General features: G+C 38.2%; 13 protein-coding genes and 1 pseudogene. 4 read left to right on the top strand and 10 right to left on the bottom strand.

Going from position 1 to position 16819, the window contains the following annotated elements:
• Positions 1 to 4: 4 nt before the first annotated feature.
• Complete coding sequence (locus WIW72_RS00670; RefSeq protein ID WP_337702339.1) at positions 5 to 1150, bottom strand: serine/threonine-protein kinase; 1146 nt, start codon at positions 1148 to 1150, stop codon at positions 5 to 7.
• A 153-nt stretch (positions 1151 to 1303) separates the two neighbouring features.
• Positions 1304 to 1792, bottom strand: a complete 489-nt coding sequence (locus WIW72_RS00665) for a hypothetical protein (protein ID WP_337702341.1) — start codon at positions 1790 to 1792, stop codon at positions 1304 to 1306.
• A gap of 84 nt (positions 1793 to 1876) precedes the next feature.
• Between WIW72_RS00665 and WIW72_RS00660 the strand changes: the two genes are divergently transcribed.
• On the top strand, positions 1877 to 2599 hold the full coding sequence (locus WIW72_RS00660) for an exodeoxyribonuclease III (RefSeq protein ID WP_337702343.1): 723 nt from the start codon (positions 1877 to 1879) through the stop codon (positions 2597 to 2599).
• Here WIW72_RS00660 and WIW72_RS00655 read toward each other — a convergent pair.
• From WIW72_RS00655 to WIW72_RS00635, 5 genes are all read right to left on the bottom strand, one after another.
• A complete protein-coding gene (locus tag WIW72_RS00655) occupies positions 2577 to 3545 on the bottom strand; it encodes a stage II sporulation protein M (RefSeq protein WP_337702344.1) in 969 nt (322 codons plus the stop codon). The genes WIW72_RS00660 and WIW72_RS00655 overlap by 23 nt on opposite strands.
• Before the next feature lie 48 nt (positions 3546 to 3593).
• Positions 3594 to 5777, bottom strand: coding sequence for a tRNA(Met) cytidine acetyltransferase TmcA (locus tag WIW72_RS00650; RefSeq protein WP_337702346.1), 2184 nt, complete (start codon positions 5775 to 5777; stop codon positions 3594 to 3596).
• On the bottom strand, positions 5758 to 7725 hold the full coding sequence (locus tag WIW72_RS00645) for a COG1361 S-layer family protein (RefSeq protein ID WP_337702349.1): 1968 nt from the start codon (positions 7723 to 7725) through the stop codon (positions 5758 to 5760). Before WIW72_RS00645 ends, WIW72_RS00650 begins: the two co-directional genes overlap by 20 nt.
• A gap of 173 nt (positions 7726 to 7898) precedes the next feature.
• On the bottom strand, positions 7899 to 10379 hold the full coding sequence (locus tag WIW72_RS00640; protein WP_337702350.1) for an MMPL family transporter: 2481 nt from the start codon (positions 10377 to 10379) through the stop codon (positions 7899 to 7901).
• 72 nt (positions 10380 to 10451) lie between these two features.
• A complete protein-coding gene (locus tag WIW72_RS00635; RefSeq protein WP_337702353.1) occupies positions 10452 to 12254 on the bottom strand; it encodes a glycoside hydrolase family 15 protein in 1803 nt (600 codons plus the stop codon).
• Positions 12255 to 12502: 248 nt separating this feature from the next.
• Between WIW72_RS00635 and WIW72_RS00630 the strand changes: the two genes are divergently transcribed.
• Complete coding sequence (locus tag WIW72_RS00630; RefSeq protein WP_337702355.1) at positions 12503 to 13771, top strand: glycosyltransferase family 2 protein; 1269 nt, start codon at positions 12503 to 12505, stop codon at positions 13769 to 13771.
• Here WIW72_RS00630 and WIW72_RS00625 read toward each other — a convergent pair.
• Together WIW72_RS00625 and WIW72_RS00620 are read right to left on the bottom strand one after the other, a co-directional pair.
• Entirely contained in the window at positions 13754 to 13960 is a 207-nt protein-coding gene (locus WIW72_RS00625; RefSeq protein ID WP_337702357.1) for a hypothetical protein, read from the bottom strand. The two genes, WIW72_RS00630 and WIW72_RS00625, sit on opposite strands and share 18 nt — an antisense overlap.
• 12 nt (positions 13961 to 13972) lie before the next feature.
• Complete coding sequence (locus WIW72_RS00620; RefSeq protein WP_337702359.1) at positions 13973 to 14572, bottom strand: MBL fold metallo-hydrolase; 600 nt, start codon at positions 14570 to 14572, stop codon at positions 13973 to 13975.
• A 115-nt stretch (positions 14573 to 14687) separates the two neighbouring features.
• On the opposite strand from WIW72_RS00620, the gene WIW72_RS00615 reads away from it, so the two are divergent.
• Together WIW72_RS00615 and WIW72_RS00610 are read left to right on the top strand one after the other, a co-directional pair.
• The gene (locus WIW72_RS00615) at positions 14688 to 16004 is read left to right on the top strand and encodes a class II fumarate hydratase (protein WP_337702361.1); all 1317 of its coding nucleotides are present in this window, start codon (positions 14688 to 14690) and stop codon (positions 16002 to 16004) included.
• Positions 16001 to 16309, top strand: a complete 309-nt coding sequence (locus tag WIW72_RS00610; RefSeq protein WP_337702363.1) for an NUDIX domain-containing protein — start codon at positions 16001 to 16003, stop codon at positions 16307 to 16309. The genes WIW72_RS00615 and WIW72_RS00610 overlap by 4 nt, the downstream gene beginning before the upstream one ends.
• Here the strand turns inward: WIW72_RS00610 and WIW72_RS00605 are convergent.
• A pseudogene (locus tag WIW72_RS00605) lies at positions 16296 to 16819 on the bottom strand (IS701 family transposase); the annotation flags it as partial. The gene WIW72_RS00610 and the pseudogene WIW72_RS00605 sit on opposite strands and share 14 nt — an antisense overlap.

Below are 16819 nucleotides of genomic sequence, written 5' to 3'. Positions count from 1 at the left end.
CGATTTAAACTATATACCTAATCAACACGGAGACAAACTCGTCTAATGAAGGTCTATTTAGAGGGTCTGGCGATAATACCCTCCTTAAAATCGCCTGAACATCGGGTTCTGCGTTTATATTTATCCAGTTATATGACAACAATCTTTTTGCGTTATGAACATATGTTAATGCCTCCCTTATTTTTCCTTGATTATATAGGTCTACTGCATCGCTCAGGACTTTTATATCAGGTCTATTATTATATCCAGTTAATGCCACATACATGGTCATTCCTAAAGAGAACACATCCATTCGGGGATCTGCGCCAATTCCCCTAATCGAGAACTCAAGCTGTTCTGGTGGAGCATATTCCACGGTGATCTGTTTGATCTTTCCACCTACTCTCACCGCACTACCTAGGTCTCCTAGTTTAATCACTCCTTTTGAACTCTTAAGTAGATTATAAACTTGTTCACCTCCTCCGCTTAATTTTCTAGAAAAGAAAATGTTTTGCGGCTTAATATCCAGATGGACGTAACCTTGAGAGTGAATATAGTTCAAGGCTAAAATTGCCTCTTTTATTATAACGTAAACAATATATTTCCAGTACCTGCTGTTAAATAAGTTGGGGTTTTTCATTAAGTCCATCAAAGTACCTCCCTCTAAGTACTCCATAACGATCATGGGGGGAGAGTTAAGGTAAGCTTCCACGTCACCTTTTTCAATATTTTCAACAACGTTTGAATCTACGTTAATTGCATAAAGTTTTACCAACCTATCGTCTTTGCTCAAATTTATCAAGTTAGACGCTTCAGCCGCAAAGTCTAAAAAGGAGGAAAGTGGGGAATACGAAGTAAAAGTCTGATCAGACATTTTAGGTATCTTTATAGCGTAATATTTTCCATTCAATTCTGCTTTTAATACATAAGAGTTTCCACCGGTCCCCACTACATCGAGTACCTTGTAGTTGTAAAGGTTTTTGTTTACCCAATAGTTGGGATCCCAGTTCTTTAGGTCTATGGGGATCATATTGATTTTTACCACGTCTGAGGGATTTGCAATACCTTCCCTTATCTCGGGAATTAGGAGAACACCGTTAGGAAGTTTAACGTTTTCTACATACCACTTTACTGGGGAGTCCGAATTAATCTTAATGCTACCTTTAACCAAGTGGGGTTTATCGTTAATGTTGACAATGACTTGGGCATCTGGAGGGTTTATTACAAAAGTTATAGTCTTTAGTATCCTTGGCTTCGTACTTCCCTTCTTACTTCCACTCTTCTTCTTATTTCCGATTTTTGGGTGGACTGTGTAGCTTTTCTCTCAAAGAGAATGTAGACTAGCTAAAATGAACAGCCCACTCCAAGTTAGAGGAAAGACTGTATAGTTAATTATCGAAAGTCCAAAAATGCTCCCTAAAAATGCGAGGAATTCTGCAAGAGAGAAAAGTACTGTTATTGCGCTTAGAACTATGGCTCCTTTTAACACACTTTGTGTGGAACTTATGATAACGCCGAGAGCCGGAAATACTAATAGAACGAGCAGGTACGGATTACTATCTAGATCAAGTATAGAATATAAGACCGTAGACACAACAGCACCTAACAAAATTATCATAGCTGCTCTTCTTAATTCAGTCCTCATCATAAAGAGTGCTGATATAATATCGTCTACAAAAAGCCCTAGGGCAATGAACCTACCGACTAGGAAGGGAGAAATGAATAACATGAAAAGCGAGCCTACAAAACCGGTTATTACCGAAATTATTAAGAAGATAATTGATAGGTCACCGCTATAGTAATATCTTCTCACATTAAATCTTATCGAACTAAACGATAAAATACCTTATTCCAGTGAAGTAGAACTTTTATACATTATAAGTTTAGTTTTAACAAGTTGAAGATCGTATCGTGGAACGTTAATGGCCTGAAGGCAATAACTAGAAAGGGAGCCCTCGAAAAAATTGTAAAAGACTATGACGTGATTCTCCTTCAAGAAATACGCTCTAACGACGTACCTCTAGACCTTCTTATATCTGGATTAAACATTTTAGCCTTTCCTTCAAAGAAGAAGGGATATAGCGGAGTTATGAGCATAAGCAAGCCAAAACCACTTTCCGTGATAAAAGGTTTAGGAATAGAGGAATTTGATTCGGAGGGGAGGGTTCTCACGCTAGAGTTCCAAAAATTTTACATAATAAACACTTATTTTCCGAGAGCAGGAGACGGGCTTGTTAGACTAGATTTTAAGATTAAGTTCAATAACGCTATCGAGAACTACGCACTGAGGCTTAGGGAAAACAAGTCAGTGATCATTTGTGGAGATTTCAATGCAGTTAGAAGTAAGAAGGACTCTAGCTTTTGGGACGAAACTGAGCCTGGCTTAACACCTCAGGAAAGAGAATGGTTGAACAACTTTATTAAAAAGGGGTTCGTGGACTGTGCGGAAAAGACATCAAGGATGGAATATACTTGGAGAAGTTACAAGTTTAAATGGAAGGCTATGAGAATAGACTACTGCCTTGTATCTGAAGAACTAGCTCCAAAGATTGTAGATTTTCAAGTCTTAAAAATCGAGGGCTCAGACCACTTACCCATCATGGTCGAATTGTCGGATTAAAATACGAATTTTCTAGAAGTGTAGCCAGATATTTCAAATCGCCTATCAGTAGCGGATCTCTAATTACTTGAAAATCTGTTTGCACCTTGTTAAACAACATCATAACATTAGGATAGTAATTTGAGATTATTTGCACAATTCTGTATAAATCCTCCTTAGTAGTATATGGTAAGTTCAGTTTTATTGCCATAGCGTCAAGTAAGTAAAGTATCGCTGACCAGTAATTATCTATTGCAGCTTGTAGTTGCCCTTGGGTTTCATACATGTTTCCCTTGTTCCACGCATCTTTATACAAAGAGAAAAATTGATTGGTATAATAGTGCTGGGTATTTCCAAATCCTAAATAACCTACTTGAGTAGCAATGCTAACTTTATCAGCGTACTTTTGGATCTTCTCGTATAAGAAATAGATGCCTATTAATACGGGAACTGCAGCCACCCACATTATAAGTGGATTAGGAACATAAAACAAAGAAGATTCTATTAGAGCAGCAAAGAAGAGTTCAACTGGGATGACTATGTATGTAAGCAAAGATCTTTTCCAGTCCCTCCAATTGATTACTGTATAAGTTCCAGCACCGATTGCTATGGCATATGAAGGGAGTTCAACCGCTGAGTGAGGTAGAAGTAACAAAGAAATTGCTGTCACTATACCCGGTATTCCGTAGTGAGTAGACACTACACTAATTACATATGCAGTATCCGCTATTGTAATACCGAAAACTAATATTCCTATGATAGGTATGAAATCGGCAGTAGCTATAGCTAGGTTATGAGGAAAAATCATTAACACCTTACCGAAGTAATTCGTGTTTTGAACTGAGTTCTCTAAACCATTATATTCCTGAAGAACAGACGGGTTGTGCGACGGTATCGAGCTTATAACTAAGAATATTGCTAACTCGATTATCAAGTATATTAGTATGAGCTTAGATATAAGCCTCATAAGATTACAATAATACAAACCATAAATAAAAGCTTTCATAACATAAACTCATATCCTTTCGAGGATCTTTTGTATAGCGCCTCTCATGATTTCTTCTGCTATTCTGGGCTTTATATCTAGATATAATGACGTGTGATACCAACTCTTACCTTGAATAGTCCGTGCTATTAAAACAGCTTCTTCAGTTTTATTAAGAAATGCATCTTCAGCAGTAGAAAAATACTTTGAAACTACGTAGTGTGCTGCATCTGCAACAGCGTTATAAGGAAGGTAACCGCTTAAATAAGCTTCTAATTTAGATTTATATTCCACAGGAATTTCGACTTTTTCAGACCTTTTAGGTAAGACCCGTAATATATTAGCTAAAATTAAGGGATTAACATTAAAGTATACTTGATGAGCCGTCCTCAAGACCTTCTCTCTCAAGAGTTCAGACGCATGTAACGAAAGCCTTTTTGCGGTATCTGTCAAAGGCTTAATTACAATGATTGAGTACCCGTTTAATCCCTCGTTTTTTCGAGTGGAGAGATATATTGGTATAAAACCGTTCTTAATCCAAAAGCTTAGTACTTTGACATCAGAGGTAAACGAAGAACCTACCCAGTCAAGTCCTTCTTCTCTCGCTATCCTTACAATTTCGCTAAGTAAGGCTGAACCGTACCCTTTTCCTTGGTAATCGGGGTGAATGGCAATTCTTATAACCCTCCAACCTTTTGTAAATCCGAACTCGTATACTCTCTCGTACTTGATTAGCCTCTGGGGAATTAAGTTACCTGAGCTCTGTCCGCCGTTAAGTATCGTATTGATTTCACTTTTAGATAGTCTACCTTCTTCTACTACTTGGGCTATTCCTATTTCTCCCATAGCAAATATTCTTTCATAATGAAGATCTCCTAGTATCATCAGGTCGTCAGGGGAGTTTCTGTAATGTGCAGACACTAGGATTCCATAATAGTGCCTCAATAACCCTTCATTCTTAAATAGAGACTGTTTATCTAACTCCGTGACTTTCACCTCATTAACTTTTCTAGGTTTCGGCTCTGCGTCTAAGAGCATAACGTCGTATAAAAACCTCTCGACTGGGTCACCTTGTGCATAGCGTATAGGAGAGGTAAGGGTAATATGCTTAAACTTCACTTTCTCTCGCAAGAAATTGAGGTATTTGAGGAAGGCTTTACCACTTCCCTCGTATCCATGAATTGTAGATACTAGAACCACCTTTTTCCACCGGCTAGTTATATAATTTACCGTATCAAGTCCTAGTGCTGCGGCTTCATCTACAATTATCAAGTCTCCCTCATAGTCCTTCGCGAGATCGGGAGCGAGCCATTTTACTATAACCTCCTTTGAAGCCACGCTGAGGATTTTCCCATCTTTTGATCTCGTTAACTTATATCTTAATCCTAGAGTGTCTAACCCTTTAGTTAGAAAGGAAAAAATCTCCTGGGCAGAGAGATAGGTAGGAGAAGTAACAATTATGTTATCGAACTTGCGCTCACTAACTAGGAAAGATAAGAAAAGACCAGTTACAGAACTCTTACCCCTCCCTCTCGGAGCCGTTATGGCTAGTATCCTTTTGTCCTCTCCCTCCATAATAAATCTCATTTCCTCTAGGGCTTTATTTTGGTCTTTACTCTGACACAGTTCATGAAGCCTCCTATCTACGTGAGGGACTTCGGGAATGCTCCTAACCGGTCTCTGAACCTTTTGGGTTAAAGGCTTAAAACTCTCCCCTTTCTCGTCGATAACCAATACCCCTTCATGATTTTTAGCTAACCGCAGGAATCTCTCTTCAAAGAAGTTATCCGCTTTGCCGTCCTTAATTAACGAGTTCTTAAATACCTTATTATTTTCTATATTGTCGCTGTATAAAACTATTACTCCTCCTCCTCTGACCGAGTCTGATAGAGCAGAGATGTAATTAGGTCTAAAGTCATCCACTGCGTCTAATATCATTATATCAAAAGTCGCCCCAAGATACTTGGTATATCTAGAATAATCTATATCTATTACTGAATTGATGTTAAGAGACGATTTCAGATCTTGAATTCTGTCCTTGGCACCTTCTACCCATGGGTGAAAAGCATAACCTATACTGAGCGAACCTTTGTCCCTTCTTTTTACAAACTCCGACAGGAAATTAAGTAAAAAATACCTCCACCTTGGTGAGTTAATCAATACAAATAACCTGTAATAATCTCTCTTTCCTCTTTCAAGTTCCTCCTCCAGCATTAGGTTTTCTCCTCATAGATAGCCTTATTGCTATTACTATCACTAAAATAATCACTATAATTCCTATAATAATATATAGCCAACCCACACTATATTTTGAAGTCCCAACTTGAAAGGTCACGCCCTCATTTACTAAATTATCAAAAGCTGTAGGACTAACTTGAATAGTAAATCTATCGTTTTGAATGAAAGGAAACAGCGAACCAGATTGGTTCCACAATAATGTTAAAGTAACTTCATAGTTTCCTACTTGAGCACCACTACTAACATCCACGACATATGTAACATTAACCTCCTGACCTGGTTTTAAATCTCCCAGGTAAGCCTCAGAAGCAGTCAACCCCATCAGAGGATTTGATGAGCTTACGTGAGGATATATTACATCACTACTTCCTAATATTGCCTTCACATTTTGAGCTGTTACATTTCCTACGTTCTTAATCGTTAAAGTAATTGGAACATTGGTAGACCCTGGGTTTATAGTAGGATAGTAAACATTAACTATCTCGAGGTCAGCTTTAGGATACACTTGAAGTTTGTAAGGCTTGGTTATTTTACCGCCATCATACTTTACTGTGAAGTTGAGGTAGTAATAGCCGGGGGATGTTGAGTTAGGAACGTTAATTAAGAACGTAGTGTTTATTATCTTACCCGAAGGTATAGCTCCTAGATCTACTTCATCGGGAGATACTACCGGAAGACCGCTACTGAGGAAAACACTTACGTTCTCTGCAATTCCTTCTCCGTAATTCAGGACTAGAAGTACAACTCTTACGTCATAATAGCCTGGGAAGACTTGAGGTGGAATCGTTACAGTATTTACTGTTATATTTGTCGGGTATATTTCAACGGGAACTAGCTCCTTAACACTCGCGTTCGAGAAGAATTTGATGGTAACCGGAATATAATAAACTCCAGATGAGACATTAGGGTATACACTAACTGTTATTGTTCCGTAGTTTTCCTCGCCTGCTGGAACTACTCCTATGTAAACCGAATTCTGAGATGATATTAAGGGATATCCACTCCTTATCGTCAAGGATACGTTTAACGCATTGACATCACCTAAATTTTTCACTAGGAAAGTTAAAGGTACTTGGGACTCGCCAGCCGATACTATAATGGGAGACTGAGGAGATCCCCATATAGTTGTAACGGAGAAATTGAGATAACCGTTTACAACTACTGTTAAGTTGTCTATAGTTGTCACACCGTTAAAATATTTTACTTCGACGGGAATACTGTATGTCCCTTCACTCGCGTTAGGGTAAATGCTTGAATATACCGTCACTGTGACGGGTTGCCCTATTGGCAAATACCCTACCTTTACTACGTTTTGTGAGAACTTAATAGGAAATTGATTCTCCAGAATTAAACTAACATTACTAGCTATTACGTTACCTGAATTTATCAAGATTATACTCAACGGTACATTATTCTCTCCCGGAGCTACTAGTAGGGGAGATGATATTGTACCCCAAACAGAACTTGCTGAAATTGAGACGTACCCTAAAATCGGAATATCTACAGAAAGCTCCTTAGTAAAATTAGTCCCATTAGGTAATGTTCCAGAAACTTCGTAGTATAACTTATATACCCCGTCAGTCACGTTGGGATATACGTTATATATAAAGGTAACGTTGATCGTATCACCCTGCTGAAATATTGGTATACTTATATTCTGGGTACCTTCATAGTAAGAGAATGTCTCAAAGGGGTATTTAGTTAAGGGGGTTATGTTGAGATTATAAACTGTAGAACCTAGGTTAGTTATAGATAATGTTATAGGGACTTCTGTCATCCCAGGGGCTATCAATTGTGTTAAGTGAGGAACCGTAATGAAGGACAGTCTAGGTATTGTTGCTTGACTAGGAATTATTGAAAAGGTAGTCGCTAAGATTGAAATGACAAAAATAACTGACAAAAGTTTAGTGACCATACCATTCATGAATGAAATAGATATATCTAAAATATTTAAAGTTAACACAAGTAGATTCGACACTCGAGGAGCTCAGCAGGATCTTTTCATCACTTCTCAGCCCTTGTAAGGTTCATCCTCTTTACATAAATTGGAAAAAGAGAAAATTAATTTTCTTAAACCAAGATAAGGCTGATCTCCTGCTAGTTCTGTTTTTCGTCTATGACATACTTCTCGACCGTTCTCAGCCCGGGCCACCAATTATATTTCTTTAGTATTGCCATAACGGCCGGTACCATTATCGGTCTCACGATGAATGTATCGAAAAGTATAGTTAACCCAACTGATATTCCGATCTCTTGCAGGAATCTCATATCAGCTGATCCTAAAGACATAAACGCACCTGCCAAAATTAGTCCTGCTGCAGTAACGACCAGACCAGTGTTCTTCACAGCCTTAACGATCCTTTCTTCTTCCTCTCCTTTCTCTTCTAGTATTCTAATTATAATGAACATGTCGTAATCAATGCCTAAGCTATACATTATAGCGAAGACTATCAGAGGTGATAACCAGTAAACTTGGTTAAATATGATGAACATTAACGCTATTCCGACTAAGGAGCTTAAGAGAAGAGTTAAAGACAGTCTTAAAGGAACAATAACAGAACCTAATACTATACCTAAATACACTGTTATTAGAATTATTGTCAGAGGTAAAACGAAAGTATAGTAGACTTGGACGGTATTATCAACGATGTAAATCCTCTCCGCATTACTGCCTCCAACCAAATAACCCATATCCATTATCTGTTTCGTGATGTGAATTGCACCGTCACTGAAAACAGGATATGGTATGTACGCCTCAATCAACGTATAGTTGTGAGAAAAGTAAAGGTTAGTTAGGTAGGTCTGGTTCTTTATTAATGTTGACCCTATAGAAGCAGGACCGTACACTAATCCGTTATTATCTATTATAAATTTAGATAGGTTATAGATCTGAGTGTAAGAAGAGTTGGGATTTCCCTTTATCACTATATAGTCCACACTATAGTTGAGAAAGTGGAGTAACTCTTGCTCACCTGCTACAACTTCACTATTAGGCGGTACTATCTCGTTTATGGCGACGTTAGTAGTATGGGTTATGAACGCACTATAACCTAAAAAGCCAAGTATTACCATCACTCCCAATATAACATACCTCCATTTGATCGCCGCTCTGCTCATAGTTTCAAGGTATTTCTGCCTTATGTCGTATGGATTTGGTACCTCTTTTCTTGGGAACTTAATGTACTTTTGTGGAATTGTCAATAGCACACTCCGGATAAAGAACAACGCGGGTATAAGCGAGGACACAGAAGCCACTACTAACGCTATGCCGATATTCTTCAGGAGAGGAGACGATGATATAATGAAGGACGAAAACCCTAGAGTTATGCTAAGACCGCTAAATAATAGAGCTCTTCCAGCTGTCCTGAAAGATTTTGAGACTGGATTCTCCGTACCTTTTCTCACTTCCTCAAAATACCTATATAGAAACAGTATCGAGTAATCTACTGTAATTCCAAATACTATAGGAGGAATTACCAGCCCTGATATATAATATATTTGGTAACCGAAGAAAGTAGCTAGGAATAGTAAAGCGTAAGCTATTTCGAGACCTATTACGGCACTTAGAATCAGTATCAGAATAGGTACTAGAGCCCTGATTAACAACACTAAGAGTATTGAAAGGAGTATCACCGTAACTATGTCGATTATTTTTAGATCCTTTTCAGTGGCTATTGCAGATTCCGCATAGATCGGAAGGTGACCGGTAACCGTCGCGTTAATGTTACTCATAAACTCCTCAATTTGTGTTAAACTCTCATTATTCGGGACTTGTATAATGAATAACCACTTCCCGTCTCGATGAAAATCAGACAAAGATATAGGCATGGGCTTAATCTCACTCTCGACCTGGTTGGTAGCGTAACTAAAAGGATCAACCAAAGCGTTCTCTGGCATACTCTCCCTTGTCAGAATCTTTACGAGATATGAATAGTTAGAGAAGTTCAATAAGGTAGAACGGACTAGTGACGGATTGGAGTAGTTCGAGAACGAGAACAGAAGAACGAACGGATCTTTGAATACGGCCAAGCTTGCGTTCCTAGCCTTTTGTAACTCACTACCATTTAGCTGTGAGTATATGTAATAGAACTTTTCCGCTTCAGCTCCAACTGGATAAAACTTGTGAATGGGAATACCATAAGTTACGTTAAGCTCATATTCAAAAATGGAAAAGTTTTGCAAAATGTACGCTCTCTCTTTGGTAAGGTTTACGTACAAAGAATGAAGTGGTAAAAGTTTTTCGTACGTGGAGTTAATTATAGGCGAAATGAGTTTAAAGTAGGTTTGGTTGGATTGATTTAAGTAGTCATACGGTGTTATTAGTTTTGCATCTGACAAGTACTTAAGGGAATTATTTACTTCCTTGAACGCCTGGTTATAGTTTCCTGAGACAAGGACGTATATGTCGTCTTCTTCAGAGTAGTTAAAGTATTTAACCAATATTTGCTTTACGACTACACTACCGTACTGAGGCGTCAAGAAAGGTGCATCGGAGTAAATAAAATAATTTTGTATGCCGAGAACAATTGGTGATAATAGTATTAGAAGAATGAACCAAGGTAATATTTGTAATCTCATATGAATTTGTTTTTCTTCAATTGATTAAAAATAAGTGTTCTAAAATTCATTGTTAAGAAGATAAATTTCGATTCATAGATGTTTTAGCATGTAGATTGTCCGAATTAACTCCGCATGGCTCCAAACCAACGGTGCTACAGATGTATATGAACTATTTGGTGCTATCTGTTCCGGCAGTACACCCGTAGAGGGAATGTGACCGAGAACCCAGTTGAGATATTTGGTCGCTTTTTCCTTATCGCCTTCTAGAGCGTATTGCTGGGCTAACCACAAGGTCGCCATATACCAGATGTTGGGTTTATCGGTTACCTTGAGATAACTATCGTTTTCATATCTTATTATACCTCCGTTAACAGATAGTCTATCCTCTATAATTTTCCTATTACTTATTACACGAGGGTCTTTTGCGTCAAAAACGCCTAATATTGAAGCGAAAAGGGTACTTACATCAACCGTCTTATCAACACTACCGTCCTCGTAAATCGTCCTTGCAAAGTGATCACTAACGTAGAAACGGTTTAATCCTCTTTTAATTTCGTTGGCTGCAAAGAGATATTTTTCTTTTAAGTTCTCTTCGCCAAAGAACTCAGCAAACTTACTAGCAGCAATTAACCCAGTGTAGACTGCAAGAGACGTAAAGAAATGAGTACCGAGTCTCTCCTCCCATAGATCGTAAGAGGGTAAAGGAAGGCCAGACTCTTCATCTCTATAAGCCACTAGGAAGTCGGCTGCCTTTTTTATAAGTGGTGCGTATAAAGGTTTTATAAAATCTATATCGTTAAACTTTGAAAAATGAATCCATACAACATATATTAACAATCCTGTCTCATCTTCTTGGATTGGGATACTTCTCATAGTCCAAGGATGCCATGTGGATCCCCAATGACCATCACATGTGTACTTCTGAAACAAAAAACCGTTATAAAGAAGAGGTTTCGTAAATAGAAGTAAATTCCTAACTTGATCTTGATATCCTAAGAGTGTAAGAGCTATAGCCGCGAAGGCAGCATCTCTATGCCACACGTAATTATAAGTGTCTTTATTAAACCTCAATATATCAGTGTCCAAGGCAGCAGGGATTGCTCCGTTATTTTGCCAATGAGCGGCAATTATTAATGCACTTCTTTTCACTATATTATCGTAGTCTATTAATTTACTGAGCCACGCTTTCCAATAGTTCTGGGTTCTCCTTATTAGCTCTCTTGGACCTTTCCTAACTACGTAATCGTTTTTCCTCACTACATCCTCATAACTTGAACCACAAACTAACCAACAATAAAAGATCTTAGACGAAGAAAGTCTGATGCTGACAACAGAGTCAACGGAACCTTGTGCTATAGGGTTTCCAGATAATTCACCGTCTTCGGCGTCTTTCCAAGTACCCAAATATATACTCGTCTCCTTGTATCCAGTAGCATACTGATAAAACGGTATATCACACTTAAAGAGAAACCACTTGTCTCTTTTATAATGAATAATTGAGGATGTAAACGGATCATAGAGTGCCGTATCCCCTATGTCATTCCCATTAATGTGAAAATCATGGTGAAAGAAAATTCTCAAATCACTAGACTTTGATAAGGTAACACTAACCTCTCTTACAAAAATCTCATAAGCCATATCTATAGCGTCCACCAACTTTATTTTACTCCCGTTGAATTCAGCCTCGGCAAATGAAGATAGGGAGTTTTCTACATAATCAATCTTAGGATTAAGTTGATCTAACCAACTGAAGTCTCCGTCACTCCATACACCTAATTTAGCTTGATGCAGGTGATTATCGATGGGTAAAGGATAGTAGAGTTCTCTTAATATATAGCCCTGATCATATAATACTGTTAATTTCCCATTTCCTAGTATGATTAACCTTGTCATACAATAAATACAAACTTAGAATAAATTAAATTTTCCTTACATCATATAAAGATATTGTATAAAAGATGGTCTTTTCGGTTAAGGTTGATACTAATCTTAACATAAACTACTAGCTTAATTATTAACTAGACAGATATTGAATTTCTCCTATATCTATTAAAAAACTAATTAACAAGTTAAACTAGGACTTACAAAAGTTTTTCTCTCTGATTAAAATTTTTATATGCGATATCTTATTTGATATCTGAATGTTAAACTTCACCGCTCACGTTATGTTCGTAATATCATCTTCAGTATTAACCATTACTTACTTTATACTTATCACATACTACGGACTTAAATACAAGCCAAAGAAATATAATACTAATTTTACAAAATCCGACATTACGGTGTTAATTCCAGTATATAAAGAAGATGTAAGACTGTTTGAACAAGTAATAAAGTCAATAGCCCGAATAGGCCTTAAGTTAATAGTAGTAGGGGATGGTGTTGATGAACCCTACAGCATCATAGTAAAGAAATATGAGGGATTTTTTATAAGCCTTAAAAAGAGGTCAGGAAAAAGAGTTGCGTTATCTGAAGGGATAAAATATGTGACAACTAAACTAGTTCTATTACTGGATAGTGATACTATAATATCGAAGGATAGTGTAGAAAAACTATTGGCTTATATGACCGAAGATGTTGGGGGAGTAGGTGCAAACATCAGAATGATGAAGAGTAAAAAATGGTCCTATTACTACGCGGAGTTTTTCGAAAGTATGAGTGAATTAGTAAACAGAGCAGTTAATTACTTTGGGAGTGCTATAATATTAAGTGGTCAGTGTGTCCTATATAGAACCGATTTAATAAAGCCTTATGTATTATCAGAGGAATTTAGAAACCCTAGAATATTCGGCAGAAAAATGATCCTATCAGACGATAGAGATCTTACAGAATACGTGATTATGAAAGGTTATAAGGCCGTAAAAGCTATAGACGCTATAGTTTATACAAAACCCCCTAATGATGTTATGACTTTCGCCAAACAAGTAACCCGTTGGACTAGAGCTAACTACCTAATCTTTATAAAGGAAATAAAAGAAGGAGTTATAAATAAAAGAGGATTAATATATTCCTTTAACGTGACCTACCTAAATATGCTACCTTTGTTGTCAATTCTATCCTTATTTCTTGATATACACTTGATATTAAACTTGCATTTGTTTGAGAGAATACTAGAGAAAGGTATCTTGAACGTACTACTAACTGGGGGAACTCACTCATCACTAATCTTAGCCAAAATTTTTGAACATTTTTTACGACCTAGACCATCATTAATAGCGATGTTCATAATAACCCGCATACTACCTACAATCTCCATAATACCATTTTCCTATGCCTTGGCAAAACTAATCATGAGGGAAAAACTCAAGACTTTCCTAATAGGAACAATAGCATTAGTAATACAATACTTCGCGTCATTTTATGCATTACTCACGTTTTGGAAACAGAACTGGTCATCTAGAGACTCTTAAGTATGCTAACTGCAGTTTTACAGCATGCTGACAAATTGGTTGACCACACTGGCAATTGCTTTCTATAATTTTAAAACCGCGTATTTTAATTCTTACATCGTAGTACCCTACAGCACATTTTGCAGGTACTAAGCCTTCGACTTCTATAACGTCGTTTAACTTCTCCACTTTAAGTATCTTTACGTTCATGCTAAGTCATATTTACCAATCTATTTCCCCGTTTAAAAACGGATTGTGAAACTTTTCGTAACCTAACGTCGTAAGAAAACCATGCCCTGGGTACACTGTTAGTAAATCGTCAAGCTCCATTAACCTTTTTAGGCTCTTCTTAAGGAGAGCCTTATCTCCACCTAAGTCGTATCTACCGATGCTCTCGTTAAAGAGAGTATCACCGGTAAATAAGTTATTCTCTATTAAGTACGTAACACTACCTAAAGTGTGCCCCGGAGTCTCGATCACCTTAACTCTAATACCGTCAAATTCCATTTCTCCTCCTTTAACATAACCGTCTACGGAAATGTGAGAAGTTCGGGGATCGTTTTTAACCAACGGTTCATCGTTCTCGTGTAAGTAGAATATGACTTCGCCTAAGTGTTTCTTTAACTCAGGCACACCCAAAACGTGGTCGAAGTGACCATGAGTAGCAAGGATTGCCTTTAATTCTATTCCTCTATCTTTAATGTAGTATATAATTTCTGTTGGGTTCTCTCCTGCATCGATTAATATCCCTGAATTATTTTTAGTTACTAAATAGCAGTTAGTGTTAAGGTGACTCACTTCGAATTTCCTTATTACTACCATCACTCTAAACTTAAGGATTGATCTAATAATATTATCGTCATGCTATTAGTAATCCCTTTTTTACTCTTATTAATCGAAATTATTAAGTAACACTCTTTCTTTAAATAGAATCAATATGAAATACACCGAAACAGCTCCGAAACTCTTTATGAACACTGGGACAAAGTTCCCTAGGCAAATAATTTGGGCTATGGGAGCTATTAAGTATTCGTGTGCTAAAGTTAACGGTGAATTAGGACTATTAGATCAGCAAATAGCACAAGCTATTGTGAAAGCATCTGAAGAAGTAATGGAAGGGAAATTTGACTCTAAAGTGATTGTAGACGTGTTTCAGACAGGTTCTGGAACCGGGTTAAACATGAACATAAACGAGATTATTGCAGAAAGGGCTACGGAAATTTCAGGGAAGAAAGTTCATCCTAACGATCACGTAAACCTCGGGCAGTCGTCTAATGACACCGTACCTACTGCAATACGCATTGCGTCAGTGAAAACCGCATACGAACTTCTAATTCCCGCATACGAAAAGATCATCACGTCTCTGGATAAAAAGGGTCAGGAATTTAACGATATAATTAAATCAGGCAGGACTCATTTAAGAGATGCTTTACCGGTAACTTTAGGTCAAGAATTATTGTCATACGCTGATGCATTTCAACACGACTTAGAAAAGTTGAAGGAAATACTGGAATACGTAAAAGAACTTCCCATAGGAGGTACAGCTGTAGGTACTGGGCTAAATGCACATCCTGAGTTTCAGGAGAGAGTAGTCAATGAGATAAACAAAATTGCTTCTATGGGCTTCAAACCCGCAAATAAATTCAGGGGTTTGAAACTTCTCACCGATATGTTAATGCTAAGTGGAGTCCTGAGGACTTCTGCAGTGAACTTATATAGACTAGGGCAAGACTTAAGATTAATGTTTTCGGGACCTATGACGGGGTTTAATGAGATTGAACTTCCCAGCCAAGAGGAAATAGCTGGAAGCAGTATAATGCCTGGTAAAACTAACCCGGTAACTGTAGAGGCTTCTCTTCTAGTAAGTGCTCAAGTCATAGGTTTAGATCACGCTATACAGTTCGCTTCAATGCTAGGTGAATTTGAGTTGGCTATGGGTGTTCCACTAGTAGGTTACGATCTCGTAATGGAGGAGACCTTATTAGCTGAGGCATTTAGTAAAATGTCAGATTTAGTTATCAACGGTATGGTTCCAAACGTAGAAAAGATGAGAAGGTACGCCGAAAGTAGCCCCTCATTAGTTACTATCATATCACCCATAATCGGATATGATAAGGCATCTCAAATAGGTAAACAACTAGCTAAGGGGATGTCAATAAGGGAAGCACTGAGAGAATTAGGATATAAGGATGAAGAAATCAATACCATACTTGACTTGAAAAGACTAGTCAAACCTGGGTTTCCGGCTAAATGAAGGAGACATGCCTAGGAATAATAAGAGACGGTAATTTTTTACTCTTTATAAGAAAACTCAGAGGCTTAGGAGCTGGGTATCTAACATTCCCTGGGGGTAAAGTTGAGGAGGGTGAAACGCCCGAGCAATGTATCACTCGTGAAGTCAATGAAGAAATTAAAGTAAATATTGAGTCCTTTAGGAAGGTAGCCGAGATCTTGTTTATACATGGAGAAGAAGCAGAAAAGATGCACGTGTTCCTTATTACAAAGTTCACCGGAATTCCTACTAAAACTCAGCAGTTATGGGACTTTAACGTAACTTAAAGATTTTCATCAGCCCCGGCGGTCCACCTAAATAACGTTCAACGAACCTGAGGAACGCCTCCACGCTCCTCAGGTTCGGCTCCCCTATCAGCTCCCTGACGACGTTGACCATGATGGTGAAGATCGTGAGGTAACCCTGGAGCCTCTCTCTCCTCCAGAACGAAGAGTCCTCCAGTCCCAAGGCCTTCACGTCCCTGTGAAGCTTCTCGATCTCCCACCTCATCTTCCATGCCTCCTCGATCTCCTCCTCGCTGAGCGAGAGATCGGTCGTGTAGAGGTACCTGACGTGTGTCCCGGAGTCACCTTTATATTCTTGGACTAGCAATTTTACCGTAATCACTTGGGCTCCCAAGGTTAGGTCGGCGTAGTAGACTCCGGGGGGTAGGTCCCCCACTCGGAGGTGTCCCTCCACCTCCTCGAGGGTCCCCCGGGCCGACTCGACCCTGAGGAGCCTCCGGTTGGACTTGAGCTCAGACACCACGTTGTCCTTCACGAGCTTCTCTGACCAGT

Origin of the sequence: Stygiolobus sp. CP859M (genome assembly GCF_037389975.1) — an archaeon.
GTDB lineage: Archaea > Thermoproteota > Thermoprotei_A > Sulfolobales > Sulfolobaceae > Stygiolobus.
Note: the sequence above shows the minus strand (reverse complement) of the source record. Positions and strands in the feature narration are given on the sequence as shown.

Coding starts and splice junctions, on each gene's coding strand:
- WIW72_RS00645 (WP_337702349.1), bottom strand. CDS start 7,725: ATGAATGGTATGGTCACTAAACTTTTGTCAGTTATTTTTGTCATTTCA.
- WIW72_RS00610 (WP_337702363.1), top strand. CDS start 16,001: ATGAAGGAGACATGCCTAGGAATAATAAGAGACGGTAATTTTTTACTC.
- WIW72_RS00625 (WP_337702357.1), bottom strand. CDS start 13,960: ATGAACGTAAAGATACTTAAAGTGGAGAAGTTAAACGACGTTATAGAA.
- WIW72_RS00615 (WP_337702361.1), top strand. CDS start 14,688: ATGAAATACACCGAAACAGCTCCGAAACTCTTTATGAACACTGGGACA.
- WIW72_RS00630 (WP_337702355.1), top strand. CDS start 12,503: ATGTTAAACTTCACCGCTCACGTTATGTTCGTAATATCATCTTCAGTA.
- WIW72_RS00640 (WP_337702350.1), bottom strand. CDS start 10,379: ATGAGATTACAAATATTACCTTGGTTCATTCTTCTAATACTATTATCA.
- WIW72_RS00655 (WP_337702344.1), bottom strand. CDS start 3,545: ATGAGGCTTATATCTAAGCTCATACTAATATACTTGATAATCGAGTTA.
- WIW72_RS00635 (WP_337702353.1), bottom strand. CDS start 12,254: ATGACAAGGTTAATCATACTAGGAAATGGGAAATTAACAGTATTATAT.
- WIW72_RS00650 (WP_337702346.1), bottom strand. CDS start 5,777: ATGCTGGAGGAGGAACTTGAAAGAGGAAAGAGAGATTATTACAGGTTA.
- WIW72_RS00620 (WP_337702359.1), bottom strand. CDS start 14,572: ATGGTAGTAATAAGGAAATTCGAAGTGAGTCACCTTAACACTAACTGC.